Source organism: Ensifer sp. 1H6, from assembly GCF_001976035.1.
GTDB classification, from domain to species: Bacteria; Pseudomonadota; Alphaproteobacteria; order Rhizobiales; family Rhizobiaceae; genus Ensifer; species Ensifer canadensis.
Map to the genome: position 1 here is coordinate 42,057 of NZ_MOAI01000003.1, position 26,688 is coordinate 68,744.

Below are 26,688 nucleotides of genomic sequence, written 5' to 3' on the forward strand. Positions count from 1 at the left end.
AGGCCACGACATGTGGCCGGCGGCTTCGACAAGGAGAGAATGCAGATGATGGCAACGGACAAGGAAACGCTTCACCTCGGTGGTCATGCAGCCGATGAACGTCCCGTCGGTCGATCCATGCGTCGCGGCTTTTTCGGCACGTGCCCGGCCTGTGGCAGCGGCAAGCTCTTCCGCAGCTATGTCAAAGCCGTCGATGCCTGCGCGGCCTGCGGCGAGCGTATGGACCACCAGCGCGCCGACGACTTTCCACCCTATATCGTCGTCACCATCGTCGGCCATCTGGTGCTTGGCGGCTACATGATGACCGACTTGATCCTGCCGCTGACGACGTGGCAGCACCTTGCCATCTGGACGCCGATTACGCTGATCAGTTCGCTTGCGCTGCTGCAGCCGATCAAGGGCGCTGTCATCGGCCTGCAATGGGCGCTGAGGATGCACGGCTTCGGTGGACAGGAGGACACGCCCGAGGACGTCCTGCCTGTGCGAGATCCCTCCGCATGACGTCAGGACGCGAAAGCGTCACCTTGGCCCCCGACACGCCTGAGCGGCGCGCAAGGCCGCGTGACGCAGCGTCGATCATGCTGCTCGACCGCTCCGGCGACGGCGTACGCGTGCTGATGGGCCGGCGCAGCAGTGCGCATGTCTTCATGCCCGATCTCTATGTCTTTCCCGGCGGGCGCCGAGACCCGACCGACCATCGCCTCGCGTTCTCCAGTGATCTCAACCCCGCCGTCCTGCAGGCGCTGAAAAGCGTCCGGGGGGCACCCGTAAGCGACTCTCGTGCAAGAGCACTGGCGCTGGCGGCGCTCCGAGAACTCTACGAGGAAGCCGGTGTTCCCTTGGGCACGCCGCATGCAAAGGCGGAAGCGCCACTGCCCTTTCTTCCAGATCTCGCAAACTTGCGCTATATGGCTCGGGCCATTACTCCTCCGGGACACTCGAGGCGGTTCGATACACGCTTCTTCGCGATCTTCGCGGACGAAGCCGAAGTCGATACATCACGGGTTCTGGAAAGCCGGGAGCTCCAGGATTTGCAGTGGATCGATGTCAACGACCTCCCCTCGCTCCGGATACCGGAGATAACCGCAATCATCCTTTCGGATTTGAGAAGCGGCCTTAACACGGACCCGACGCTACCCTATGAGCGCTCCGTGCCCTTCTATTTCGCGCGCCGTGGGCGGCTCATCCGCACGCTTCTCTAAGGACCACCGTCGCATGTCACAGCCGACGCCCGGGTGCCCAGCACCGGTTGAGGAAATTCACTGGCCGTCGCTGATCGCGGCGGTCTCCGCCATCAGCGCCGTCGGCATCGCCATCGGCCTCGGCCTACCGCTGCTTTCGAGCATCATGGAGAACCGCGGCATCTCGTCGACGCTGATTGGTCTCAATTCGGCGATGGCCGGCGTGGCCTCCATGGTCGCGGCTTCCTTCACGACCAAATTCGCCCATCGCCACGGTGTTGCGCCGACGATGCTCTGGGCCGTCCTGCTCGCCGCAATCAGCGCCTTCGGCTTTTACTACATTACCAACTTCTGGCTCTGGTTTCCGCTGCGGGTCGTCTTCCATGGCGCCATTACCGTACTCTTCATCCTCTCCGAATTCTGGATCAACGCCACCGCCCCGCCAGCGAAACGGGGCTTCGTCCTCGGCATCTACGGCACGGTTCTATCCCTCGGCTTCCTGAGCGGGCCGCTGCTCTTCTCGATCCTCGGCAGCGAGGGTGTCTTGCCCTTCGTGGTCGGCGCCGGTGTCATTCTGCTCGCGGCCGTGCCAATCTTCCTCGCGCGGGACGAGAGCCCTGTCATCGACGAAAAGCCCGACCGCCATTTCATGCGCTACATCTTCCTGGTGCCGACCGCGACCGCCGCCGTCTTCATCTTCGGCGCGGTCGAATCGGGCGGGTTGTCGCTCTTTACGGTCTACGGGACACGATCGGGGTTCACCGAATCACAGGCGGCGCTGCTGCTGACCGTGATGGGCATCGGCAATTTCATCTTCCAGATTCCGCTCGGCATGCTGTCAGACCAGATCAAGGATAAGCGCACATTGCTGACGGCCATGACCGTTATCGGCCTCATTGGCGCCCTCTGTCTGCCGATGCTGGTGGAAAGCTGGTTCCTGATGGCGATCATTCTGTTGTTCTGGGGGGGCTGCGTCTCTGGTCTCTACACGGTCGGCCTCAGCCATCTCGGCTCGCGCCTGCAGGGCTCCGACCTTGCCGCGGCCAATGCGGCGTTCGTTTTCTCCTATGCGGTCGGCACGGTGGCCGGGCCGCAGGTGATCGGCGCATCGATGGATGTGGCTGGCAACAACGGTTTTGCCTGGGCGATTGCCGGGTTTTTCGGCCTTTACGTCGCGCTTTCGGTTGTAAGGATCGTTTTGAATCCAAAACGGTCTTGACTTTTCGGCCGCGATTTGTAGTTTCGCGCCAACCTTGCCCGTGGCCCGCAACCGGTTGTCCACGGCTTTCAATTTCATAAAGGCAGGACGACCATGGCAAAAGCCACCACCATCAAGATCAAGTTGCTGTCGACAGCCGACACGGGTTTCTTCTACGTCACGACCAAGAACAGCCGTACGATGACGGACAAGATGACCAAGACCAAGTATGATCCGGTCGCCAGAAAGCACGTCGAGTTCAAGGAAACCAAGATCAAGTAAGATCTGACGTTTCGTGGGATCAAGGGGCGCCAACCGCAAGGTTTGGCGCCCCTTTCCGTTGGTGCGCCAAGAAGCGGCCGCCGACTGTTCGGAGGCCGTCCCGCCTGCGTGTGCGCACAGGCAAGAATCAAAAAGCGCTGTCCCTTCCGGAACAGCGCTTTGAATGGGGGTCGGCTGGCTACTGACCGCGGCACGAGGATTCCGCAGGTGTCAAAAGCCAACCGACCGACCCCACGACCCAGGAGATGCGGCGGACCTGAGCATCATGGGGTAACCGAAGCTGATGGAAGCTATGCCCCCGCATTTATCAGCATCACCTGAAAATAGAAAAAAATCAATGAATTCTTAATGCGCGAAGCGGTGTCGCTCGGCGCATGGTTAATTCCGTATCACATCGGCACATGTAAATGCTTGCGCGCCGCCGCTACCAAACCCCTCGGTAGCATCGTTGCGGCGGAGAATACAACTTTAAAGGCATATCGCAAGAGGGATCCGGAATTTCATCAAGCCACCAGCAGGTGGTGACAGGCTCGGTTCTTTCCGTCAGGCTGCAGCCGCCACCACTCTGTTGCGACCCTCGTTCTTCGCCTGGTAGAGCGCCATATCTGCGCGCTTCAGCAAAGCTTCTGTCGTGTCGCCTTCCAGTTTCAGGCCGGCAATGCCCATGGACGCGGTGATGACCAGCGCGCCGTCCGCATGCGGTATCGAGAATGGCTGACTCTCGATGATATGCCGCAACCGCTCGGCAACGGCGGCCGCCATCTCCGGCGGTGTGTCGGGCATGACCACGACGAACTCTTCGCCGCCAAAGCGGCAGGCCAGATCGGCGCCGCGGACGGTGGAGCGGATGCGGTTGGCAAATTCGCGCAACACCTCATCACCAACATCGTGACCATAGGTGTCGTTGACCTGCTTGAACCGATCGATGTCGGTCATGCAGATCGACAACGGGCGACCGCGTGCTCCCGCACGATCGAGCAGCAGCTTCAGATGATTGTCGAGATAGCGGCGGTTGTGCAGCCCTGTCAGGCCATCGGTGACCGCCAGCTCGATCGTCTGCTGCACGCTCTTTCTCAGCATGTCGTTGCAATGCTTGCGCCTGATCTGGGTCAACGAGCGGGCAACAAGCTCATTGGGATCAACCGGCCGGATGATGTAGTCGGTAATACCGAGATCGAGCGCACGCACGATCATCTCGTCATTGCCCTGCTCCGTGATCAGCAGGATCGGAATGAAACGTGTGCGCTCCAGCGATCGCAACTGCGAGCACAATCGCAAGGGATCGTAATCGTCGAAGTTGGCGTTGACGATGACGAGGTCGAAATTGTTCTCGGCCGCCTCGAACAGCGCCGCCTGCGGGTCGGAGATAACAGAGACATCGGCAATCGGCTTGAGCGTGCGCTGCAGCCGCTCCTGAGAGGAGCCGCGGCCATCGACCAGGAGGATATTGCCCGGCTCGTCCGGACGGTCCTGACGGGCCAGTTCCTGCAGGCCGATAGTCTGCGCCGTCTGGGCCCGCAGCCGCAATTCGTCGCTGACGTTCTTCAGGCGGACGAGGCTCTTCACCCGCGACATCAACTGAAGATCGTTGACCGGCTTCGTCAAGAAATCGTCGGCGCCGGCCTTTAACCCGCGAACCCGATCGGACGGCTGGTCGAGTGCCGTCACCATGACGACGGGAATATGTGCTGTGCGTGCATTGGCCTTCAGACGTTCGCAGACCTCGAAGCCGTCGATGCCGGGCATCATGATGTCGAGAAGCACCAGGTCGACCGGTGTCGTCTCGCAGAGCGTCAGCGCCGTATGGCCATCACCCGCCGTCAGCACATCGAAATACTCAGCGAGCAGACGCGCTTCGAGAAGCTTAACGTTGGCAGGCACGTCATCGACAACAAGAATGCGCGCAGTCATATCAATTTTCCCGCCAGTTAGGCATCGCCAAGGTAGGTCTTGATCGTCTCAATAAACTTTGGCACAGAAATCGGTTTTGAAACATAGGCTTCGCATCCGCCCTGACGGATACGTTCCTCGTCGCCCTTCATGGCGAAGGCAGTCACGGCGATCACCGGGATGACGTGCAACTCATCGTCTTCCTTCAACCACTTCGTGACTTCGAGCCCGGAGACCTCCGGCAGCTGAATGTCCATCAAAATCAGATCGGGGCGATACTTCCGCGCCAGCTCGAGCGCCTCCATACCGTTGCGCGTCTGGATCGTCGCGTAGCCGGAAGCCTCAATCAGGTCTCGGAAGAGCTTCATGTTCAGCTCGTTATCCTCAACAATCATTACCTGTTTGGGCATGTCGATCCCTTGCTGTCCGTCGTCTTCTTGCAAGTCTTCTCAAGACATCTAAGTTGCAGAACCAACGACTCGACCCATTTCCTCAAGTTCACCGATAAACCTATTTGGTTGAAAAATAGGTAATTCCGGGCGTAAAAACAGTAGGAGGCCAAGACATTGAAGAGCGCCGACGAAATCGCCATCGACATTCTCTCCTGGCTTGCCGGCGAGCCGGACCTGCTGTCCCGATTTCTGGCGCTGACCGGCACGGACCCGTCCTCCCTGCGCAACGCGATCGGCGAGCCGGGCTGCATGGGTGGGCTCATCGCCTTTCTTATGGACCACGAACCAACGTTGATCGCTTTCTGCGATGCAACAGGGACAGCCCCGCAGGATGTCGTGCGTGCGCATGAGAAGCTTTCCGGCGCCGCCGATCTGCAGGACAGCTGAGCTTGAGCAACACCGTCTTCGAAGATGAAATCCGCCTTAGCAACCGCCCGCTTGTTATCAGCGACATCGATGAAGTCGTGCTCGAATTCCTGGATCCATTCCGGTCCTTTCTCGAAAGCCGCGACCACGTCCTCTTGCCGCGCTCCTTCCGGCTGACCGGCAACATCATCCATCGCGCAACGGAGCGGGCAGCGAGCGAGGCTGACGTCAAGGACATGCTCGATGCCTTCTACGCCACGCAGGATCGCTGGCAGACGCCGACTGCCGGCGTTGTCGAGACTCTCCGTGAATTGTCCAAGCAGGCTGACATCGTCTTCCTGACGGCCATGCCACCGCGCCATGCGGCCGCGCGTCGTGCTCTGCTCGACCGGCTCGATCTTCCCTATCCACTGCTCGCATCCGAGGAACCCAAAGGGCCGATCGTTCAGCGCCTGCATGCCGGACGGGCGCTTCCCGTTGTTTTCATCGACGATATCGCGCGCAACCTGCAATCGGTGCAGGAGCACGCGCCATCCTGCCTGCTGATCAATCTGATGGCGAACGCCGAGTTTCGGGCGCTCGCGCCTCAACCGGCGGACTGCGTTCACATTGCTAGCGACTGGGTCGACGCTGCGAATGCCATTCGCGCGCATTTCCAGCGATAGCGGCACCCGGACCAGCAGATCGAGACCTGCAAGACGACGCGCAAAATCCGACCAGCGGCTTGGCGTCGGCAACCTGACATGCAAGGCAATTTCCAACGCGGCCTCCCTTGAGACTCGTTAGCGTAGAGCGTAAAGTCCCAATGTTCAACATTTGTTCCAGATATGCTCGACAGTGGTTCTCAAACTCCAGGCTTCTGCCGTGACTGCCTCAGGGAACAGACCGCGACGGCGCGACGCTGCCTTGCCTGCGGCAGCCCCCGTCTGTTGCGTCATGCCGAGCTCTACGACCTGACTCTAGCCCATATCGACTGTGATGCGTTTTACGCCTCCGTCGAGAAGCGGGACAATCCGGAGCTTGCCGACAAGCCAGTGATTATCGGCGGCGGCAAGCGCGGCGTCGTCTCGACGGCTTGTTACATCGCCCGCATTCACGGCGTGCGCTCGGCAATGCCGATGTTTAAGGCGCTTGAGGCCTGCCCGCAGGCGGTCGTGATCAAGCCCGACATGGAAAAATACGTTCGCGTCGGCCGCGAGGTCCGCACGTTGATGCAGGAGCTGACACCGCTGGTGCAGCCGCTCTCCATCGATGAGGCCTTCCTGGAGCTCAGCGGCACCCAACGGCTGCACCACGATCCCCCCGCGCGCACCCTCGCCCGCTTTGCCCGCCGTGTCGAACAGGAGATCGGCATTACCGTCTCCGTCGGCCTTTCCTACTGCAAGTTCCTCGCCAAGGTTGCCTCCGATCTGCAGAAGCCTCGCGGCTTCTCGGTAATCGGCCAGGCCGAGGCGCTCGAATTCCTGAGAGAAAGGCCGGTGACCTTGATCTGGGGCGTCGGCAAGGCGTTCGCCGCCACGCTGGAGCGCGATGGCATTCGCACGATCGGTCAGCTTCAGACGATGGAGGAAGCCGACCTCATGCGCCGCTACGGCACCATGGGCCAGAGGCTCTACCGCCTGTCGCGCGGCCTCGACGAAAGAACGGTCGAGATCGACGGCGAGGCGAAAAGCGTATCGTCAGAGACGACATTCAACGACGATCTCGCCCGCTACGACGATCTCGTCACGCATCTGCGTCGGCTGAGCGAACAGGTCGCCCACCGCCTGCGTAAATCCGAACTCGCCGGCCAGACCGTCGTTTTGAAGCTGAAGACTGCGACTTCAAGACCAGGACTCGCAACCGCCGCCTCGACAGTCCGACGCGGCTCGCAGACCGTATCTTCCGCACCGGGCTGCAGCTTCTGGAGAAGGAAGTTGACGGCACGAAGTACCGGCTGATCGGCATCGGAGTCAGCGATCTTTCCAGCCCCGATCTCGCAGATCCCCCCGATCTGGTCGATCCAGCCGCAACCCGTCGTGCCGCCGCCGAGGACGCCATCAACAAGCTGCGCGACAAGTTCGGCAAGGCCAGCGTCGAAACCGGCTACACCTTTGGCAGCCGCAAGCGCGATCACTAGTGCGTTATCGGCGGCGGCTTGACGTATCCTGCAAGGATAAAAACATGCAGCAATTCAAAGTGCTACAGCGACCTTTGCGCGTCTAATAAGACGCGCGGCGCTGTAGGTCGATCGGGACAAATTCTTTAAAGATTTCAGCGTAAGCTTGTCGGCCAGTTTACGTGTTGGGATGAGTGTATGGTATTGCGTTTCGCTCTCACGGCCAGCGTCGTCGTCTTCTTGTTTTCGCCTGCGGTCGGCTTTGCCGGCAGCAACGCACCGCTGCAGATCATCGTTTCGAAGAACCAGCAATCCCTCGTCGTCTATGACGGCGACGCGGTGATCGCAACGTCGGCAGTCTCTACCGGCAAGGCCGGCCATTCCACACCGACGGGCATCTTCTCGATCCTTGAAAAACGCCGTCACCACAAATCCAACATCTATTCGAATGCGCCGATGCCCTTCATGCAGCGACTGACCTGGTCAGGCATTGCGCTGCATGGCTCCAATCACGTGCCGGCCTATCCGGCTTCGCACGGTTGCGTGCGCCTGCCGAGCAAGTTTGCCGCCAGCCTCTTCAAGATGACGTCGCGCGGCGTGCATGTCCTGATAACCGATCGGCAGGTCAGCCCCACCGAAGTGTCGAGCGCCGTGCTCTTCCAGCGCAACCCGGCGCCCGGCGAGAACCCCGCACCGCTGTCGGATGTGCCCCTCCGCCCGGCGATCAGCCAGACCGAGACCATGCCGGTCGAAGTGGCGATGACCGAGGCATCGACCGCCAACTCAGTCATCAAAGCAGAAGACCGCGAGCCGATCCGCATGCTGATCACCCGACGCGGCGAGCGCGATATCAAGCGTGCAGTCCAGTCGGCGCTGAACCAACTCGGCTATGTCGCCGGCGTGCCGGACGGCCACATCGGCCCGGACACGACCGCCGCCATCAACGCGTTCCAGACTGCCGAGGGATCGACCGTCGATGGCAAGCTGACGCCGGAGCTGACTGAGGCGATCTTCAGGAAAGCGGGCCGCGACGTTCCCCCCAACGGGGTGATCCTTGTCCGCCAGGGTTTCAAGCCGATTTTCGAGGCAGGCGTCACGATCGACAAGCCGGAGCAGGCGCTCGGCACGCATTTCCTGCAATTTCAAGAGATTGACGAGGGAAAGAGCGAAGGCAAGTGGTACGGCGTACCGCTCGAAAACCATCTGCCGTCATCGGTGAAGAAGCGCCTCGGGATCGCCGCCGACGCCGACGCATCAGCCTTCAATGCCGTCCAGCGCACGCTCGGGCGCCTGACGGTCTCCGACGACGTCCGCGAACGGATCGGCGGCCTGCTTGCAGACGGTTCGTCGCTGTCGATTTCGGACATGGAGAGCGGGCTCGAAACCGGCGACGGGACCGATTTCATCACAATCACCCGCGCATCCCCGCGGGGCTGATGCCCTGCGCAGTCGATCCGATACTCAAAAGCTGCGCTGCAGCCGCGCCTGACGTTCCGTATCTTTATACGCCGCCGGCTCAAGCAATCATGCAGCGCGGTCAGACGAGTTCAACGTCGACCACACCCGGAGCCGAGCGAAGTGCTGCGGCAATCTCCGGCGAAATCCTGAACTTCTCGTTGAGTTCGACCTCGATCTCGCGCTGGCCGTTATCCTTGATGACGATGAAGGAAACGAGACCCTCGCCCCTCGCATTCAAATGGGCGGCGATCGACTTCAGTGGTCCTGAATCGCGCACATAAACGCGCAGCGCCTTCTGCATCTGCAGCGATTCTTCCTCGAGCGAGCGCAGGGTCTGGATGCGAAGGCCGATGCCTTCCGGCCGCTCCTCCGCCTGAACCGTCATCACCAGCGATTTGCCGGGCTCAAGCAGGTCGCGATACTGGTGCAGCATTTCCGAAAACAGCACGGCCTCGAACTGACCGGACGAATCCGAGAAAGCGATGATGCCCATCTTGTTGCCGGTTCGGGTCTTGCGCTCCTGTCTGGAGGTAACGGTGCCGGCGAGACGTCCCGCCGTTGCGCCCTTCTTCACCGCTCCGGCGAAATCGCCGAAGGTCTGGACGCGCATCTTGGCGAGCAGCGGGTTGTAGGTGTCGAGCGGATGGGCCGAGAGATAGAAGCCCAGCACCTGAAACTCGCGGTGCAGCTTTTCTGAGGCGAGCCACGGCGTGTAGGTGGGAAGCGAGATCCGTTCCGGTCCGGTCGCGGCCCCCGCACCGAACATATCGCTCTGTCCGCTCGTCTTGTTTTCCTGCGCGCGCTGGGCAAAGCCGAGGATGCGATCGAGACCGCCGACCAGCTCGGCACGGTCGTAACCGAAGCAATCGAAGGCGCCGGCCGCGATCAGGCTTTCGAACACACGCCGGTTGAGCAGCTTCGGGTCGATCCTCAGGCAGAAATCCTCAAGGCTCGCAAACTCGCGGTCGCCGCGAACGGCAACGATATGCTCGACTGCCGATTCGCCGACACCCTTGATGGCGGCCAATGAGTAGTAGATGCGCTTGTCGCCGGTCTGGAAATGCCGGAAGGAGGACTGGACCGACGGCGCAATCACCTGGATGCCGAGGCGCCCGGCATCCTGACGGAAGTCGTTGACCTTCTCCGTGTTGGCCATATCGAGCGTCATCGACGCCGCCAGGAACTCGACCGGATAGTGCGCCTTCATATAGGCCGTCTGATAGGAGACGATGGCGTAGGCGGCAGCGTGCGACTTGTTGAAGCCGTAGTTGGCGAACTTGGCGAGAAGATCGAAGATCAGATCGGCCTGCGGCTTCGATACCTCGTTCTTGACCGCGCCGTCGACGAAACGGGCGCGCTGCTTGTCCATTTCCTCCTTGATCTTCTTGCCCATGGCGCGACGCAGAAGGTCGGCTTCGCCGAGCGAATAGCCCGACAGGACCTGGGCGATCTGCATCACCTGCTCCTGGTAGACGATAACGCCCTGCGTTTCCTTGAGCAGATGGTCGATCTTCGGATGGATCGATTCGATCTCTTCTTCGCCGTGCTTGCGGGCGTTGTAGACCGGGATATTCTCCATCGGGCCCGGACGATAAAGCGCCACCAGCGCAATAATGTCCTCGATGCAGTCTGGCCGCATACCGATCAGCGCCTTGCGCATGCCGGCACTTTCCACCTGGAACACGCCGACCGTCTCGCCGCGCGACAGCATCTCGTAGGTCTTCTCGTCGTCGAGCGGAATGCTGGCGAGATCGACCTCGATGCCGCGCAGCTTGACGAAGTCGACGGCGACCTTCAGCACGGTCAGCGTTTTCAGGCCGAGGAAGTCGAATTTTACCAGGCCGGCCTGCTCGACCCATTTCATGTTGAACTGCGTCACCGGCATATCGGAACGCGGATCGCGATACATCGGCACGAGCTTTGACAGCGGCCGGTCGCCGATCACGATACCGGCTGCGTGGGTCGAGGCATGGCGATAGAGACCCTCGATCTTCTGCGCGATGTCGAGAAGACGGGCGACGACGGGTTCCTTTTCCGCCTCTTCCTGCAGGCGCGGTTCTTCCTCGATCGCCTTTGACAGCGGCGTCGGGTTGGCCGGATTGTTGGGCACGAGCTTGCAGATCTTGTCGACCTGGCCATAGGGCATCTCGAGCACGCGGCCGACGTCGCGCAGCGCCGCGCGCGCCTGAAGCGAACCGAAGGTGATGATCTGGGCCACCTGCTCGCGGCCGTATTTCGCCTGGACGTAGCGAATGACTTCTTCGCGCCGGTCCTGACAGAAGTCGATGTCGAAGTCGGGCATCGATACGCGTTCCGGATTGAGGAAGCGTTCGAACAGCAGTGAGAACCGCATCGGGTCGACATCGGTGATCGTCAGCGCATAGGCGACGAGCGAGCCCGCGCCCGAACCGCGTCCCGGGCCGACGGGGATGTCCTGCTGCTTGGCCCATTTGATGAAGTCGGCAACGATCAGGAAGTAGCCGGGGAACTTCATGCGCTCGATGACGCTGAGTTCGAACGCCAACCGCTCGCGGTACTCTTCCTCTGTATAGCCGGGCGCCATGCCGAGCTTGCGCAACCGATCGTCGAGCCCCTCTTCCGCCTGCCGGCGCAACTCGCTGGACTCGGCACGCTCGGCCTCCTCCGGATCGTCCGAGGCGCCGGTGAAGCGTGGCAGGATCGGCCCGCGCGTCTTCAGCATGAACGAGCAGCGCCGCGCGATCTCGATGGTATTTTCGAGCGCCTCGGGCAGGTCGGCAAAAAGTGCCGCCATTTCCTTCCGGCTCTTGAGATAATGATCCGGCGTCAACCGGAACCGACTGTCGTCGGAAACCATGGCGTTGTGAGCGACCGCCATCAGCGCGTCGTGCGCGTCATAGTCGGATGGCGAGGGAAAGAACGCCTCGTTGGTCGCAACCAGAGGCACATCGAACTTGTACGCCAGATCGATCATCCGGCTTTCATGTCGGCGGTCAAAGTTTCCGTGCCGTTGCAGCTCGATATAGAGCCGATCGCCGAAGAGATCCTTTAGGGCTTCCAGGCGTGCCTCGGCCAAGGCCGTCGAGCCGGATTTCACCGCCATGTCGATCGGGCCGCCGCCTGCGCCCGAAAGGGCGATCAGCCCGTCGGTGCCGGCCTCCACGAGCCACGACCGCGTGATCCTCGTGACCTGGCTGCCTTCGCCGCCGAGATAGGCGCGGCTTACCAGATCGACCAGTCGTGTGTAGCCGTCGTCCGTCGCGGCGATCAGGACGATGGCCGGCAGCTTGGCGAGCTGCTGGGCATGGCTGCGACGTTCGCCGTCACCGTCGTCTTCCATGTCGATCGACAACTGACAGCCCGTCAGCGGCTGCAGGCCGTCTTCGGCCGCCTTCTGGGAAAATTCAAGGGCTGCGAAAAGATTGTTGGTGTCGGCGATACCGATCGCCGGCTGAGCATCGGCCACAGCCTTGCCGATCACCTTCTTCAAAGGCAGTGCGCCTTCGAGCAGCGAAAAAGCCGAGTGAACACGCAAATGCACGAACTGCGGATCCGCAGTCGTCTGATCGTTCCGTTCCCCGCTGCCGTGATCCGCCATCTCTACATCCTGATTCCTGTCAGGGTGTCAGGATATCCCGTTTATCACCCGCCATGTCCAGTTTTGCATCGTGGGCCGGCGTTCTTTTCAACGGTGCTGGTGTCGGGGGTGCTGTGCCGGGATAATATCGAGCGACCCCGCATCGGGGTCGCGCAGCATCTTGAGTATGCCCAGGGATCAAAGTCCGAGAGCGATGAAGGCAACGCTGGCGACAAACAGGCCCATCGATGTGAAGGCGGCGAGGTCACGAACAAAATCAGTCATAACATGGCTCCTTTTCCGTTATGTATCCACTTTGTTCTTTTTTTGTTCTCTCGTCAATCGCTGTTGAGCACACCGCCCGCTTTCCACCGCGCATGGTTAACCGCATCAACAAAGAGCGTTTGAGGTAATTAACCGAAACCTTGAGCGCTCCGTCCATCGCGCCTATGACTGGACCAACCACACGGAGCACAACGACATGACTGCACGCCTGACCCTGCCTCTCGTTTTTCTGCTTCCTTCCCTCGCCCTTGCCGCCGAGGCGATTGATCCCGGCCGCATTGTCCCGGCCGCGACAGGCGACTGGGACAAGAATGGTGCTGGCGATCTGGCGCTGCTGGTGAAGCCCGATGACGGGACAGACGAGAACAATGCCGTCTATATCTATCTCGCCGGCGAAGACGGCCCGCTGGCGCTCAAGTCGGCCGTTCCGAACAAGGTCTGGGGGCAATACGGCATGGCCGGCCAGGCACCGTCCGTCACGGCGCTTCCGAATGGTTCGCTGGTGATTACCACCCACAACGATTCGGTCGGGCGTGACCGTTGGGAACAGAAGCTGACGATCGCCTATCGCAATTTCGACTTTGTCGTCGGCGGCTACACCTACTCGTCCTATGACACGCTCAATCTCGACAATACCTCGCACTGCGACCTGAATGTGCTGACGGGCAAGGGCAAATCGAACGACAAGCCCGTCAGCGCCAAAGGCGAGCTTGTGCTTCTCGATGACTGGAACGACGACCGCGGCCAGCACGCCTGCGGCATCTAATCGAGCTATTTGTTCCCTTTTTGTTCTTTACATCGACGGAATGTCGCGGCATGCTGCCAGGGAACAAACAAGGTGTTCTCATGGCCAGCATCGAGCAGCTCAAAGACTTCATCGTGGAAGCCAAATCGAAGACATATGTCGGTGGCGGGATAACAAGCCCGCCATCGCGCGCGGGCTCGCGCGATATCGGCTACCAACGCGACCGGTGGCGGTATCTCGACAGTTACTTCGGTGGGACCGATTTCGCAGGACAGGAAACCGTCTGGTTCGAGGACGACACCCGCTGGGCCATGAATTATTTCGGCCGCGTCATCCGGCCCGATCTGATCGATGCGGAACGCGCCGGCATCGTCATCAAAGCCGCGCTCGATACCATGTATCGCGAGAAGCGGCACTTTCTCGGTGGAATGGAATATCGCCACGCCTACGGCTACTACATCGACAACAGCCGCGGCGACACCGGGCACTTTTCCGGACGTGAAGTCATCTTTGTCGACGGCGACGAAGCCTACGAACTCGACTATCGAGGTGGCCTCATCGTGCCTTAAACTAAAGGTTTCGCATCACATTGATATCGCGCGCTCCATTGGAAACGGGCTTTGACGCGAGCGTTATTTCAGCTCGACGACCTTGCCGTCCTCGATCGTCACCCGCCGGTCCATAAGCGATGCCAGCTCGTGATTGTGCGTGGCGATCAGGGCTGCAAGACCGGACTGGCGAGCCAATGCTTCGAGCGCTTCGAAGACGTATCCCGCAGTTTCCGGATCGAGATTGCCGGTCGGCTCATCGGCCAGCAATACCAAGGGAGCATTGGCAACGGCGCGGGCGATCGCCACGCGCTGCTGTTCGCCGCCTGAAAGCTCCGACGGGCGGTGATCGGCGCGGTGGCCGATACGCATGTAGTCGAGCAGCGCCCGCGCACGCTCGGCGGCCTCAGCCTTGCCAAGGCCGGCGATCAGCTGCGGCATCATGATGTTTTCGAGAGCGGTGAACTCCGGAAGCAGATGATGGAACTGGTAGACGAAACCGATCTCGTTGCGACGGATAGCGGTGCGCCTGTCGTCGTTGAGACCGTCGCAGGTCACGCCGTTGACCACGACCTTTCCGCCATCCGGCCGCTCCAGCAGGCCCGCAACATGCAGAAGCGTCGACTTGCCAGTGCCTGACGGCGCCACAAGCGCAACGGTCTCGCCGCTTTTCAGCGTGAAGTCCGCGCCCTTGAGGATCGAGAGGAAGGTGTCCCCCTGCCCGTAATTACGCTCGATGCCCGAAAGCTGCAGTGCCACGCGCGCATTCATTCAGATGATGTCCTTGTCATTCGTACCGCAGGGCCTGCACGGGATCGAGGCGCGAGGCGCGCCATGCCGGAAAGATCGTGGCAAGGAACGACAGGCTGAGGGCCATGACGACGACGAGGATCGTCTCGTCGGCGTTCATATCTGCCGGCAACTGGCTGAGGAAATAGAGCTCGGGGCTGAACAGCGTCGTGCCTGAAATCCAGGAGAAGAATTGGCGAATGGACTCAATGTTCAGGCAGACGACGACACCGAGCAGCACGCCGGCAACGGTTCCCGCCGCACCGATGGCAGCTCCAGTCATGAAGAAGATGCGCATGACGGAGCCGGAGGTCGCGCCCATCGTGCGAAGGATGGCGATGTCGCTCCCCTTGTCCTTCACCAGCATGATCAGTCCGGAAATGATGTTCAGCGCCGCGACCAGAACGATCAACGTCAGGATCATGAACATCACATTACGCTCGACCTCGAGCGCCGAGAAGAACGTCTTGTTGCGGTCGCGCCAATCGGTGATGAAGATCTGCCGCTCGGCAGCGTCCTCGACCGGCTTGCGCAAATCGTCGACCATATCGGGGTGCTCGACGAAGATCTCGATCTGCTGGGCCAAGCCTTCGGCATTGAAGAACAGCTGCGATTCCTCAAGCGGCATGAAGATGATCGACGCATCATATTCCGACATACCGATCTCGAAGATTGCCGAGACCGTATAGGCCTTGACCCGCGGGTTCATGCCCATCGGCGTGACGTCGCCGTTCGGCGATGTCAGCGTGATCGTGCCGCCCACCTGAATGCCGAGCTGCTCAGCCATACGTGAACCGATCGCCACGCCGGTGCCGGCGGCGAAGCCGACGAGATCGCCGGATTGAATATGGTCGGAGACCGACTTCATCTTGCTGAGGTCATCGGCGCGGATGCCGCGCACGAGCGCACCGGTCGAAGAATCGCCGACGCCCTGGGCCAGAACCTGGCCTTCGACCAGCGGGATCGCCATCGTCACACCCTTCACACCGGAAAAGCGGGTGGCGAGGTCGGGGTAATTGTTGAGCGGACCGTCGATCGGTTGCACGATCATGTGGCCATTGATGCCGAGGATGCGCGAGATGAGCTCGGTGCGAAAACCGTTCATCACCGCCATGACGATGATCAGCGTCGCGACGCCGAGCATGATGCCGATGAAGGAGAAGCCGGCGATCACCGAAATGAAGGCTTCCTTGCGCCGCGAACGCAGATAGCGCCAGGCGACCATGCGCTCAAAGGCGGAAAAAGGGCGGCTGGCGGACTTTGCAGACTGGCCAGCGGCCTGCACCTGATCTTCCGTCACGGCGGTCATCCTGCCTCCCCTTGCCTCACTTACTTCGTCGCGATCAGCTTGTTGAGGGCTGCCTCGACAGTCATGGTCTCGCGCTCACCGGTCTTGCGATCCTTGAGCTCGACTTCGCCGTTGGCGATAGAACGCGGTCCGACGATGATCTGGACAGGTACGCCGATAAGATCGGCAGAGGCGAACTTGGCGCCGGCGCGGTCGTCCGTATCGTCGAGCAGCGCATCGAATCCTGCGGCGCCGAGCTTCGAATAGAGCGTCTCGCAGGCTGCGTCGCAAGCGGCATCGCCCGCTTTCATGTTGATGATCACACCATCGAACGGCGAGATCGACTTCGGCCAGATGATGCCGTTGTCGTCATGCGACGCCTCGATGATCGCCGGAACCAGCCGTGTCGGGCCGATGCCGTAGGAGCCCATATGGACCGCGTGTTCCTTGCCATCCGGACCGAGAACCTTCGCGCCCATCGCCTCGGAATACTTGGTGCCGAAGTAGAAGATATGGCCGACTTCGATGCCGCGTGCCGACAGGCGATCGCCTTCGGCGACTTCGTTGAACGCCGCTTCGTCGTGCATTTCGGACGTGGCCGCGTAGCGCGAGGTCCACTTGTCGAAGATCGTCTTCAGACCAGCGACATCATCGAAATTGGTGTCTTCGCCGGGAATATCGAAGCCGAGGAAGTCCTTGTGGCAGAACACTTCGGATTCACCGGTTTCGGCGAGAATGATGAATTCATGGCTGAGATTGCGCCAATCGGTCCGGTGTCGGCACGCATCGGAATGGCACGCAGCCCCATGCGCGAGAAGGTGCGCAGGTAAGCGGCGAACATCTTGTTATAGGCGTGCTCGGCACCTTCGCGGTCGAGATCGAAGGAATAGGCATCCTTCATCAGGAACTCGCGCGAGCGCATGGTGCCGAAGCGCGGACGGATCTCGTCGCGGAACTTCAGCTGGATATGGTAGAGATTGAGCGGCAGATTGCGGTAGGACTTCACGTAGGAACGGAAGACATCCGTGATCATTTCCTCATTGGTCGGACCATAGAGCATCGGCCGATCCTGGCGGTCCTTGATGCGCAGCATTTCCTTGCCATAGGCGTCATAACGGCCGCTCTCCTGCCAAAGCTCGGCGGACTGCAGCGTCGGCATCAAAAGCTCATTCGCGCCGGTGCGGTTCTGCTCTTCGCGAACGATCGCATTGACCTTGTCGAGAACCCGCTTTCCGAACGGCAGCCAGGTATAGATCCCCGAGGACTGCTGCCGGATCATGCCCGTCCGGAGCATAAGACGGTGGGAAACGATTTCCGCTTCCTTCGGATTTTCCTTCAAGATGGGCATGAAAAAGCGGGACAGGCGCATGACGGGTTCCAGAACTTGATGAACGTCGCACTATCGACGGATTCGGGCGAAATGACGTTGAGCTCAGGTACGCCGGTCTCGCCGAAAACAGGCAAAGGCGACCATTGCTTCTTGGGGTCGGCTCTCAAATTTCCGTCACCGACAAGTCGGCAGGAACCTTTCCGAGCCCTGCGTTCATAGCCGCTTCGCGCCCGGATGAAAACCCTGCTTGCAGAAGGAACCACACAGAGTGGATCGAGAGATTCGAAGGAGAACCGACAAGCCAAAAGCTGCGTCAAAGAGCACGGTAGTAACAGTATTGCGACGATGCTTGTCAACGGAGAAATTTTATCCAACTGTAGCAAAAATGCAAAAAAATAAGGTGACATCGCCCAATGTTTGGGCTAATTTCGGCTCACAAAACAGGCATGAAGTCTAAATTCTTGCCGACTTTCGCGGTCAAGTCTTGGGAGGATAAGATCTTAGGCGCGCTTCGTCGCTGCCGCCGGAAACGGATTAAAGATCACGCGATACTTGAAAAACAAGGCTTTTAGCCTTGTTTTTTTTTGCCTTTCGCCAAGCGAACCCTCATCGGAGCACCCGGGCTTTCTTGAACTATGTCAATTTCGGGGCGGTCAATCGTAGGATTGCCCGGGTTTCGCGCAGAGAGGCACCCGAGAGAACTCTACGGGCCTGTGCAGCGGTAAATCGATAATACTTAACTGGGGATTGTGAGGAAGCGGACACGATCACTCGATATCCCTAGACGCCGAGCGCCCACATGCTTGCCGATGCTTGGCTCAATAGAACTTCGGATAGAAGCGCGGAATGCTGTCGATGCCGTAGCCGAGCCGCACCGACACAATGTACCAGGCAAGCTGGATGACCGCCGCGATTGCAGTTGTCAGCAGGATGACCCGTTTGGCACGGAACCGCGCCGGCGCGCTTTCGACAGTGCCGGGCACCACCTCGTTTTCCTCCGCCTGCGTGCGCACGCCAAGCGGCAGCACTGCAAACAGCGTCAGCCACCAGATAATGAAGTAGATGGCAAAGGTTGAAAAAAGCGGCATTTCCGGCTCCTGATGAAGACCTGTCCCGAACTGGCTACTGGCCCTCAACGGAACGATCCTCGCGATATTCTACTGCATAATTCCTTAAATCGGCATCGATTTAAGGAGAAAATTATGCAGCAAGTTTAAAGTGTTACAGCGTGCTGAGCGCGTCAAACTTGACGCGCGGCGCTGTAGCCCGCTTATAACGCCACCGGCGCGATCACACAAACCGGCATCGCGCGGTCAACTGTCACACCTGTTCAAGCTCGATCAACGTGCCTTGAAAATCCTTCGGGTGCAGAAAAAGCACCGGCTTGCCGTGAGCGCCGATCTTCGGCTCGCCGTCACCGAGAACCCGCGCGCCGGACGCCTTCAGCGTGTCACGGGCAGCAATGATGTCCTCGACCTCGTAGCAAATGTGATGCATGCCGCCGGACGGGTTCTTGGCGAGAAACGCCGCAATCGGCGAGGCATCGCCGAGCGGCTCCAGCAGTTCGACCTTGGTGTTGGGAAGCGCGACGAAAACGACGGTGACACCGTGCTCGGGCAAGGCTTGCGGCTCGGTCACCGAAGCGCCGAGCGTCACTCGGTAGCCCTCAGCAGCGGATGCCAGATCCGGCACGGCGATTGCCACATGGTTTACACGTCCAAGCATCGCGATCCTCCAACCTTCGGGCTGTTTTCAAGCCCCCGGACGTCTACAGCGCCGGGAGCCTGAAGGAAATCAGACTTTGGTGACGAACACGGTCACCACGGGCTTCTTGCCCCAGATCTGGTTGACGGTGCTACGCACGGCGCGGCGCACCGCCTCCTGCAGCATGGCCAGATCCTTGCGCTTGGCACGCGGGATGCTTTCGACAGCACCGAGCACGGCGTCATAGAGCGTGTCTTCCATGTCCTCGCCCTCGTCGTCGAACTCGGGCAAGCCGATGGCAACGAGGTCAGGATCACCGAGGAAATCGTAGCGGTTGTCGAGCACGACGTTGACTGAGACATGTCCGGCAAAGGAGAGCTTGCGCCGCTCACCGATGCCCATTTCCTCGAAATCACCGATCAGCGAGCCATCCTTGTAGATCCGGCCATGCGGCGCAGTGTCGATGACTTCGGCCGGACCTGGCGCCAGCCGCAGCATATCGCCGTTGCGAAGCCGCGGAACGCTGGCGATACCCGACTGCAGGCCAAGTTCGGCATGCGCCGTCAGGTGTGCGGCCTCACCATGCACCGGCACGAGGATCTGCGGACGGACCCACTGGTACATCTGCTGCAGCTCGCTGCGACGCGGGTGGCCCGACACATGCACCAGCGCTTCACTGTCGGTGATGATGTGAATGCCCTGCTCGATCAGGCCGTTCTTGATGTCGTTGATCGCCTTCTCGTTACCGGGAATGGTACGCGACGAAAACACGACCGTATCGCCGGCGGAAAAGGCGACGTTGCGCATCTCGTCGCGGGCGATCTTGGCAAGTGCGGCACGGGGTTCGCCCTGGCTACCGGTCAGGATCACCACGACCTTGTCGCGCGGCACATAGCCGAACTCGTCTTCGGCGAGGAAAGGCTTGATGCCTTCCATCAGGCCGAGATCGCGGGCGACGGCGACGACGCGCTTCATCGAGCTGCCGAGAAGCAACACCTCGCGGCCCGCCTCTTCCGCAGCTTCCGCAATCGAGCGGATGCGCCCGACATTGGAAGAGAAGGTGGTGATCGCCACACGTCCTTCAGACTTGGAGATGATCTGCGTCAGGCTTGCCGAAACCTCCTGCTCGGACGGCGAGACCCCGTCACGAAGCGCATTGGTCGAATCGCAGACCAGCGCCAGCACGCCCTCGTCACCGATCTTGCGGAAGCGCTGCTCGTCGGTCAGGGGCCCGAGCGACGGCTGAAGATCGATCTTCCAGTCGCCGGTGTGAACGATCGCGCCAAGCGGCGTGCGGATGATCAGCGACATCGGCTCGGGGATCGAGTGGTTGACGCCGACCGCTTCGATTTCGAACGGGCCAACATTGATGCGGTCGCCCTGCTTGAAGATCGTTATCGGGATTTCGCCGCGGCTCCTTTCGAAGTCGCGTTTCGCCTCAAGCATGCCCGCGGTAAACGGCGAGGCATAGACCGGTACGTTCAACCCCGGCCAAAGATCGTTGAGACCACCATAGTGATCCTCGTGGGCATGGGTGATGATGATGCCCTTGAGATTGCGGCGTTCTTCCGCCAGGAAACTGATATCGGCCAGAACCAGATCCACTCCCGGCAGCTCCGGCCCCGGGAAGGTGACGCCGCAATCGACCATTATCCACTGTCGATGACCGGGTTTGCCATAGCCATAGAGGCCGAGGTTCATCCCGATTTCACCGACGCCGCCGAGCGGCAAGAACACCAGTTCTTCTTCTTGCGCCATGTTTTTGATGCGCCCTTGTTTTGATTATCCGAAAAATACGTCGCCGGCGGCGATCGTCTGCATCGTGTCCGAGCCCGTATCGAGCATCAGCCGGCCGTCCTGATCAATACCGGCAAAGCGGCCGGAAAGCGACCGATCCGGCAGGTTCACCGTAATGGTCTCGCCGATGCCGCGCGCTGCCGCCCGCCATTGGTCTATGATGTGTGCCACACCCCTGCCCTGGTCCCAAACGGAGAGCGTTTCGGCCATGGTCAGGAAAAGGTGGGCAAACAAGTCGTCCGGCGATACCGACGCCCCTTCGTTGCGAAGCGAAGTCACCGGGTAGAGTGCCTCGTCGGGCATGACGGCGATGTTGATGCCGCAGCCGATGACCAGCGCGCGACGTCCGTCTGCAAGACTCTCGCCTTCAAGCAGGATGCCGCAAGTCTTCTTGCCGTCGATGAGGATATCGTTCGGCCATTTGATCTCGACCGGAGCGCCGGCCAGCGGCATTACCTGTCGGATGGCCCTGTGAACCGCCACTGCCACTGCCAGCGGCAGCGAGTGCAGCAGCTCGATCGGAGCCGGCTCGATCAAGAGGAGCGAAGCATAGAGATTGCCGGGCTCTGAAAACCAGGCCCTACCGCGTCGACCACGTCCACCTGTCTGGCGGGCGGCGGTGATCCAGAGATTTCCCCTGTCCCCCTCGCGCGCCCGCACCAGGCATTCGCTGTTGGTCGAACCGACTTCATTGAGAGCGACGTGCCGGAAATCGTCGAGCGAAACCCGGCCGCCGCCTTCAAGCCCTATCAAAAGAAGGTCCGAGCCGCGACTTCAGCGGCGTTGCCGAGCGGACCACCGATCAGGACGTAGCCAAGCACGAACAGGCCCGAGAGACCGAAAACCAGGCGAAGCTCGCCGGCCGTCCGGGCAAACTCGCCCTTGGCATCGTCGAACCACATCACCTTGATGACACGCAGGTAGTAGTAGGCGCCGACGACCGAAGCGAGCACGCCGATGATGGCAAGCGCATAGAGATGGGCTTCGATAGCCGCCATGAACACGAAGTACTTCCCGAAGAAGCCTGCCATCGGCGGGATGCCGGCGAGCGAGAACATCAGGATGGTAAGGACCGTGGCCATGAAGGGGTTGGTCTGCGACAGGCCAGCGAGATCGTCGACGCTTTCGACGTTCTCGCCATCCTTGCGGCGCATGGCGAGGATGCAGGCGAAGGTGCCGAGCGTCATGACCATGTAGATGAGCATGTAGAGCAGAACGCCGCGAACGCCCGCCATAGAGCCGGCGGCGAGACCGACGAGCGCGTAGCCCATGTGACCGATGGAGGAATAGGCCATCAGGCGCTTGATGTTCTTCTGGCCGATCGCCGCAAAGGCTCCGAGCAGCATCGAAGCGATCGAGATGAAGACGACGATCTGTTGCCACTGGACAACGACCGGCTCGAACGCGTTGATGACGATGCGAACGAAGATGGCCATGGCGGCAACCTTCGGGGCCGCGGCGAAGAATGCGGTGACCGGCGTCGGCGCACCTTCATAAACATCCGGCGTCCACATGTGGAACGGAACGGCAGAAATCTTGAATGCAAGGCCGGCAAGGATGAAGACCAGTCCGAAGATCAGGCCGAGCGACGGCGTGCCCGTAGTCGTCAATGCAGCGGCAATCTCGTCAAAGCCGGTGTGGCCGGTGAAGCCGTAGACCAGCGACATGCCATAAAGCAGCATGCCCGAAGACAGCGCGCCGAGGACGAAATACTTCAGGCCGGCTTCCGTCGAACGGATGCTGTCACGGTTGATGGCGGCTACGACGTAGAGCGCCAGCGACTGCAATTCCAGCGACAGGTACAGCGACATCAGGTCGTTGGCCGAGATCATCAGGAGCATTCCGAGGGTGGCGAGCACCAGCAGCACCGGGAACTCGAAACGATCGATCTGCGCGGAACGGGCATGGCCGACCGTCATCACCATGGCGGTGATCGAGCCGATCAGCGCCAGCACCTTCATGAACTTGGCGAAGGGATCGGACAGGAAGGCGCCGCCGTAAGCTTCGCCCTCGCCCGTCTTCAGGACGAGCCAGAGGCCGGCGATGATGAGAAGGGCAACCGCAAGGCCGGTGACGGTCGAGGTCGACTTTTCACCGGCGAACACGCCGATCATCAAGAGCGCCATCGCGCCGACCGCGAGGATCAACTCGGGGATCGAGAGCTGCAGGCTAGCGAGGAGGATTTCAGCAGTCATGTCCAATCACGTCCTGTGGTCATTGCACCGAAAGCGCAACGTTTTGCGCTGCCTGCAGGGCTGCGGAGTAGTTGTTGACGAGCAGATCCACGGAGGCTGCGGTCGCATCGAAGATCGGCGCCGGATAGACACCGAAGAAGATCGTCAGGATCACCAGCGGGTAAAGGATCGCCTTCTCGCGAGCCGAAAGATCGAGCAGAGCCTTCAGGCTTTCCTTTTCCAGCGCACCGAAGATCACTCGGCGGTAGAGCCAGAGCGCGTAGGCAGCCGAGAGAATAACGCCGCTCGTTGCAAAGAACGCAACCCAGGTATTGACGCGGAAGACGCCGACGAGCGTCAGCACTTCGCCGACGAAGCCTGATGTGCCGGGTAGGCCGACGTTGGCCATGGTGAACACCATGAAGGCGACGGCGTATTTCGGCATGTTGTTGACGAGGCCGCCATAGGCCGAGATCTCGCGGGTGTGCAGCCGGTCATAGACGACGCCGACGCAAAGGAAGAGCGCGCCGGAGACGATGCCGTGCGACAGCATCTGGAAAATCGCACCCTGAACACCCTGCGTATTGGCCGCGAAGATACCCATCGTCACGTAACCCATATGTGCGACGGACGAATAGGCGATCAGTTTCTTGATGTCGGTCTGCATCATCGCCACCAGCGAGGTGTAGATGATCGCGATGACCGACAGCGTGAAGACGAAGGGCGCGAAATAGTCGGACGCCAGCGGGAACATCGGCAGCGAGAAGCGCACGAAGCCGTAACCGCCAAGCTTCAGGAGGATGGCGGCCAGGATGACCGAACCCGCCGTCGGCGCCTGAACGTGCGCGTCGGGAAGCCAGGTGTGCACCGGCCACATCGGCATCTTCACCGCGAAGGAAGCGAAGAAGGCGAGCCATAACCACGTCTGCATCTCACGCGGGAAGTTGTAGGCGAGAAGTTCAGTGATGTCGGTGGTACCGGCCTGCCAGTACATCGCCATGATGGCGAGCAACATCAGCACCGAGCCGAGCAGCGTGTAGAGGAAGAACTTGTAGCTCGCATAGACGCGATCCTTGCCGCCCCAGACACCGATGATGAGGAACATCGGAATGAGGCCGGCTTCGAAGAACACGTAGAACAGCACGATGTCGAGCGACACGAACACGCCGATCATGAACGTTTCCAGGATCAGGAACGCGATCATGTATTCCTTCAGCCGCTTTTCGACCGAGAACCAGCTTGCGAGCACGCAGAACGGCATCAGGAAGGCAGAGAGAACGACGAAGAGCACCGAGATGCCGTCGACGCCGAGATGATAGGAAATCCCGGTGCCGAGCCATTCGTGCTTCTCGGTCATCTGGAAACCCGGGTTCGAGCTATCGAACTGGTACCAGATATAGACCGACACGGCGAACGTGAAGAGCGTCGTCAGCAGCGATACGTTCAGGATGTTGCGGCGGCCGTAGGCGCTGTCTTCTCTTGTCAGCAAGAGAAGCAGGACGCCGACGAGCGGCATGAAGGTGACCGCGGAAAGTACGGGCCAATCGGTCATCAGAAGGAACTCCCGAGCATCATCCATGTAACGAGCGCAGCAATGCCGATCAGCATGGCGAACGCGTAGTGATAGAGGTAACCGGTCTGCAGCCGGACCACACGATCGGTGACATCAAGCACGCGTGCCGCAATTCCGTTAGGGCCAAGGCCGTCGATGACCCGGCCGTCGCCTTCCTTCCACAGGAAGACGCCGAGGCGCTTGGCCGAGCGTACGAACAGGAAGTCGTATAGCTCGTCGAAGTACCACTTGTTGAGCAGGAACTGGTAGAGGCCGCGATGCTGTTCCGCCAGGTACTTCGGCAGCTCAGGCCGACGGATGTACATGTACCAGGCCGTGAAGAGACCAAGCGCCATGGCGCAGAACGGGCTCCACTTAACCCACAGCGGAACGTGGTGGTACTCATGGAGGATTTCGTTTTCAGCCGAGGTGAACAACGCACCCTTCCAGAACTCGGCATAGCCCTCGCCGAAGAAGTGGTCGTGGAACAGGAAGCCTGCGAGCAGAGCACCGGCAGCCAGGATGTAGAGCGGCACCAGCATGACCTGAGGTGATTCATGGACGTGATGCATGACATCCGACGAAGCGCGTGGCTTGCCGTGGAAGGTCATGAAGGTCAGGCGCCAGGAATAGAAACTGGTGAACAGAGCGGCGATCACCAGCATCGCAAAGGCAAAGCCCGAAACGATGCTGTGCGAAGCGAACGTCGATTCGATGATGGCATCCTTCGAGAAGAAGCCGGCCGTACCGATGACGGTGCCGGGGATGCCGACGCCGGTGAGCGCGATCGTGCCGATGAACATCATCCAATAGGTGACCTTAATATGCTTCCGCAGGCCACCCATGTAACGCATATCCTGTTCGCCATCGACGGCGTGAATGACCGAACCTGCACCCAAGAAAAGGAGAGCCTTGAAGAAGGCGTGCGTGAACAGATGAAAGATGGCCGCGCCATAGGCGCCGACGCCGAGGGCCACGAACATGTAGCCAAGCTGCGAACAGGTCGAATAGGCGATGACGCGCTTGATGTCGTTCTGGACCAGACCGACGGTTGCGGCGAAGAAGGCCGTGATCGCGCCGATCAGCGTGACGACCGTCAGTGCAGTCGGCGACAGCTCAAACAGCGGCGACATGCGAGCGACAAGGAAGACGCCGGCGGTGACCATGGTTGCGGCGTGAATGAGGGCCGAAACCGGGGTCGGGCCTTCCATCGCGTCCGGAAGCCAGGTGTGCAGCAGGAACTGAGCCGACTTGCCCATCGCGCCCATGAAGAGCAGCAGGCATGCGGCCGTGATGGCATCTGCCTTGTCGAGGTGCATGCCGAACAGCGTAACAACCGCCTCCCCTGCTGCGGCACCTTCGGCCGGCAGGTAGGTCTGGGCTGCTGCAAAGATGGTTTCGAGGTTGACCGAACCGAACAGCACGAAGACGAGGAAGATGCCAAGCGAGAAACCGAAGTCGCCAACGCGGTTGACGATGAACGCCTTCATCGCCGCCGCGTTCGCCGACGCTTCTTATACCAGAAGCCGATCAGCAGGTAGGATGCGAGACCCACGCCTTCCCAGCCGAAGAACATCTGCACCAGGTTGTCCGACGTGATCAGCATCAACATCGCGAAGGTGAAGAGCGACAGATAGGCGAAGAAACGCGGACGATGCGGATCGTGGTGCATATAGCCGATCGAATAGACATGCACGAGCGTCGACACTGTGTTGACGACCACGAACATGACTGCGGTCAGCGTGTCGACGCGGAACGCCCATTCGACGTCGAAGCCGCCGGACTGGATCCAGCGCAGCACCGAAACCTTGATCAGTTCCTGCTCGCCCATCGCGACGTCGAAGAAGACGTACCACGACAATGCGGCGGCGATGATCATCAGTCCGCTGGTGACATATTCAGAAGCCTTGGCGCCGATCGAAGTGCCGAAAAGGCCGGCGACCAGAAAGCCAATCAAAGGCAGGAAGACGATAGCCTTGATGATGGTATCCATAG

21 protein-coding genes and 3 pseudogenes are annotated in these 26,688 nt (G+C 60.4%); 11 read left to right on the forward strand and 13 right to left on the reverse strand.

Annotated elements, in window-relative coordinates:
* Positions 1-39 precede the first annotated feature (39 nt).
* From BKP54_RS04705 to rpmG, 4 genes are all read left to right on the forward strand, one after another.
* Positions 40-501, forward strand: a complete 462-nt coding sequence (locus BKP54_RS04705) for a DUF983 domain-containing protein (protein ID WP_107027590.1) — start codon at positions 40-42, stop codon at positions 499-501.
* Positions 502-578: 77 nt separating this feature from the next.
* The gene (locus BKP54_RS04710; RefSeq protein ID WP_038576881.1) at positions 579-1,202 is read left to right on the forward strand and encodes an NUDIX domain-containing protein; all 624 of its coding nucleotides are present in this window, start codon (positions 579-581) and stop codon (positions 1,200-1,202) included.
* A gap of 13 nt (positions 1,203-1,215) precedes the next feature.
* Positions 1,216-2,400, forward strand: a complete 1,185-nt coding sequence (locus BKP54_RS04715; protein ID WP_025426612.1) for an MFS transporter — start codon at positions 1,216-1,218, stop codon at positions 2,398-2,400.
* 93 nt (positions 2,401-2,493) lie between these two features.
* The gene (rpmG, locus tag BKP54_RS04720; protein ID WP_007626161.1) at positions 2,494-2,661 is read left to right on the forward strand and encodes a 50S ribosomal protein L33; all 168 of its coding nucleotides are present in this window, start codon (positions 2,494-2,496) and stop codon (positions 2,659-2,661) included.
* A gap of 543 nt (positions 2,662-3,204) precedes the next feature.
* On the opposite strand, the gene BKP54_RS04725 is transcribed toward rpmG, so the two are convergent.
* Both BKP54_RS04725 and BKP54_RS04730 read right to left on the reverse strand, forming a co-directional pair.
* Complete coding sequence (locus BKP54_RS04725; protein WP_025426611.1) at positions 3,205-4,572, reverse strand: PleD family two-component system response regulator; 1,368 nt, start codon at positions 4,570-4,572, stop codon at positions 3,205-3,207.
* A gap of 17 nt (positions 4,573-4,589) precedes the next feature.
* Positions 4,590-4,961: a response regulator gene (locus BKP54_RS04730; RefSeq protein ID WP_025426610.1), complete on the reverse strand. Its 372-nt coding sequence runs from the start codon at positions 4,959-4,961 to the stop codon at positions 4,590-4,592.
* 156 nt (positions 4,962-5,117) lie between these two features.
* On the opposite strand from BKP54_RS04730, the gene BKP54_RS04735 reads away from it, so the two are divergent.
* The 4 genes and pseudogenes from BKP54_RS04735 (at position 5,118) to BKP54_RS04750 (ending at position 8,904) form a co-directional block, all read left to right on the forward strand.
* Positions 5,118-5,390 carry a DUF3572 domain-containing protein gene (locus BKP54_RS04735; RefSeq protein WP_025426609.1) on the forward strand — a complete coding sequence of 91 codons (273 nt, stop codon included), beginning with the start codon at positions 5,118-5,120 and terminating at the stop codon, positions 5,388-5,390.
* A gap of 2 nt (positions 5,391-5,392) precedes the next feature.
* Positions 5,393-6,034 carry a hypothetical protein gene (locus tag BKP54_RS04740; RefSeq protein WP_081788849.1) on the forward strand — a complete coding sequence of 214 codons (642 nt, stop codon included), beginning with the start codon at positions 5,393-5,395 and terminating at the stop codon, positions 6,032-6,034.
* 162 nt (positions 6,035-6,196) lie between these two features.
* Positions 6,197-7,488: pseudogene (locus BKP54_RS04745) on the forward strand (DNA polymerase IV).
* A 183-nt stretch (positions 7,489-7,671) separates the two neighbouring features.
* On the forward strand, positions 7,672-8,904 hold the full coding sequence (locus tag BKP54_RS04750; protein ID WP_057211517.1) for a L,D-transpeptidase family protein: 1,233 nt from the start codon (positions 7,672-7,674) through the stop codon (positions 8,902-8,904).
* 100 nt (positions 8,905-9,004) lie between these two features.
* Here BKP54_RS04750 and dnaE read toward each other — a convergent pair whose 3' ends face one another.
* Positions 9,005-12,502 carry a DNA polymerase III subunit alpha gene (gene dnaE / locus BKP54_RS04755; RefSeq protein WP_057211420.1) on the reverse strand — a complete coding sequence of 1,166 codons (3,498 nt, stop codon included), beginning with the start codon at positions 12,500-12,502 and terminating at the stop codon, positions 9,005-9,007.
* Here dnaE and BKP54_RS36010 point away from each other — a divergent pair.
* The 3 genes from BKP54_RS36010 to BKP54_RS04765 all read left to right on the forward strand — a co-directional run bounded on the left by BKP54_RS36010 (position 12,428) and on the right by BKP54_RS04765 (position 14,080).
* A complete protein-coding gene (locus BKP54_RS36010; RefSeq protein ID WP_162174733.1) occupies positions 12,428-12,889 on the forward strand; it encodes a hypothetical protein in 462 nt (153 codons plus the stop codon). The genes dnaE and BKP54_RS36010 overlap by 75 nt on opposite strands.
* Positions 12,890-12,962: 73 nt before the next feature.
* A complete protein-coding gene (locus BKP54_RS04760) occupies positions 12,963-13,532 on the forward strand; it encodes a hypothetical protein (RefSeq protein ID WP_025426604.1) in 570 nt (189 codons plus the stop codon).
* An 80-nt stretch (positions 13,533-13,612) separates the two neighbouring features.
* Positions 13,613-14,080, forward strand: coding sequence for a DUF5680 domain-containing protein (locus BKP54_RS04765; protein WP_025426603.1), 468 nt, complete (start codon positions 13,613-13,615; stop codon positions 14,078-14,080).
* A gap of 63 nt (positions 14,081-14,143) precedes the next feature.
* Here the strand turns inward: BKP54_RS04765 and BKP54_RS04770 are convergent, their stop codons facing one another.
* The 10 genes and pseudogenes from BKP54_RS04770 to nuoL all read right to left on the reverse strand — a co-directional run bounded on the left by BKP54_RS04770 (position 14,144) and on the right by nuoL (position 26,686).
* Positions 14,144-14,830 carry an ABC transporter ATP-binding protein gene (locus BKP54_RS04770; RefSeq protein ID WP_025426602.1) on the reverse strand — a complete coding sequence of 229 codons (687 nt, stop codon included), beginning with the start codon at positions 14,828-14,830 and terminating at the stop codon, positions 14,144-14,146.
* 16 nt (positions 14,831-14,846) lie between these two features.
* Positions 14,847-16,157, reverse strand: coding sequence for a lipoprotein-releasing ABC transporter permease subunit (locus BKP54_RS04775; protein ID WP_025426601.1), 1,311 nt, complete (start codon positions 16,155-16,157; stop codon positions 14,847-14,849).
* A 20-nt stretch (positions 16,158-16,177) separates the two neighbouring features.
* Positions 16,178-17,505: pseudogene (gene proS / locus BKP54_RS04780) on the reverse strand (proline--tRNA ligase).
* A 779-nt stretch (positions 17,506-18,284) separates the two neighbouring features.
* The gene (locus tag BKP54_RS04785) at positions 18,285-18,554 is read right to left on the reverse strand and encodes a DUF1467 family protein (RefSeq protein ID WP_025426599.1); all 270 of its coding nucleotides are present in this window, start codon (positions 18,552-18,554) and stop codon (positions 18,285-18,287) included.
* A gap of 232 nt (positions 18,555-18,786) precedes the next feature.
* Positions 18,787-19,191, reverse strand: coding sequence for a methylmalonyl-CoA epimerase (gene mce, locus BKP54_RS04790; RefSeq protein ID WP_025426598.1), 405 nt, complete (start codon positions 19,189-19,191; stop codon positions 18,787-18,789).
* A 69-nt stretch (positions 19,192-19,260) separates the two neighbouring features.
* On the reverse strand, positions 19,261-20,928 hold the full coding sequence (locus tag BKP54_RS04795) for a ribonuclease J (protein ID WP_025426597.1): 1,668 nt from the start codon (positions 20,926-20,928) through the stop codon (positions 19,261-19,263).
* Positions 20,929-20,952: 24 nt separating this feature from the next.
* Positions 20,953-21,717, reverse strand: coding sequence for a biotin--[acetyl-CoA-carboxylase] ligase (locus BKP54_RS04800; protein WP_162249774.1), 765 nt, complete (start codon positions 21,715-21,717; stop codon positions 20,953-20,955).
* Positions 21,717-23,162 carry an NADH-quinone oxidoreductase subunit NuoN gene (nuoN, locus tag BKP54_RS04805; protein WP_057211423.1) on the reverse strand — a complete coding sequence of 482 codons (1,446 nt, stop codon included), beginning with the start codon at positions 23,160-23,162 and terminating at the stop codon, positions 21,717-21,719. The genes BKP54_RS04800 and nuoN overlap by 1 nt, the downstream gene beginning before the upstream one ends.
* 19 nt (positions 23,163-23,181) lie before the next feature.
* Complete coding sequence (locus BKP54_RS04810; protein WP_057211424.1) at positions 23,182-24,693, reverse strand: NADH-quinone oxidoreductase subunit M; 1,512 nt, start codon at positions 24,691-24,693, stop codon at positions 23,182-23,184.
* Positions 24,693-26,686 (reverse strand): annotated as a pseudogene (nuoL, locus tag BKP54_RS04815) (NADH-quinone oxidoreductase subunit L). The gene BKP54_RS04810 and the pseudogene nuoL overlap by 1 nt, the downstream one beginning before the upstream one ends.
* Between the last annotated feature and the right edge of the window lie 2 nt (positions 26,687-26,688).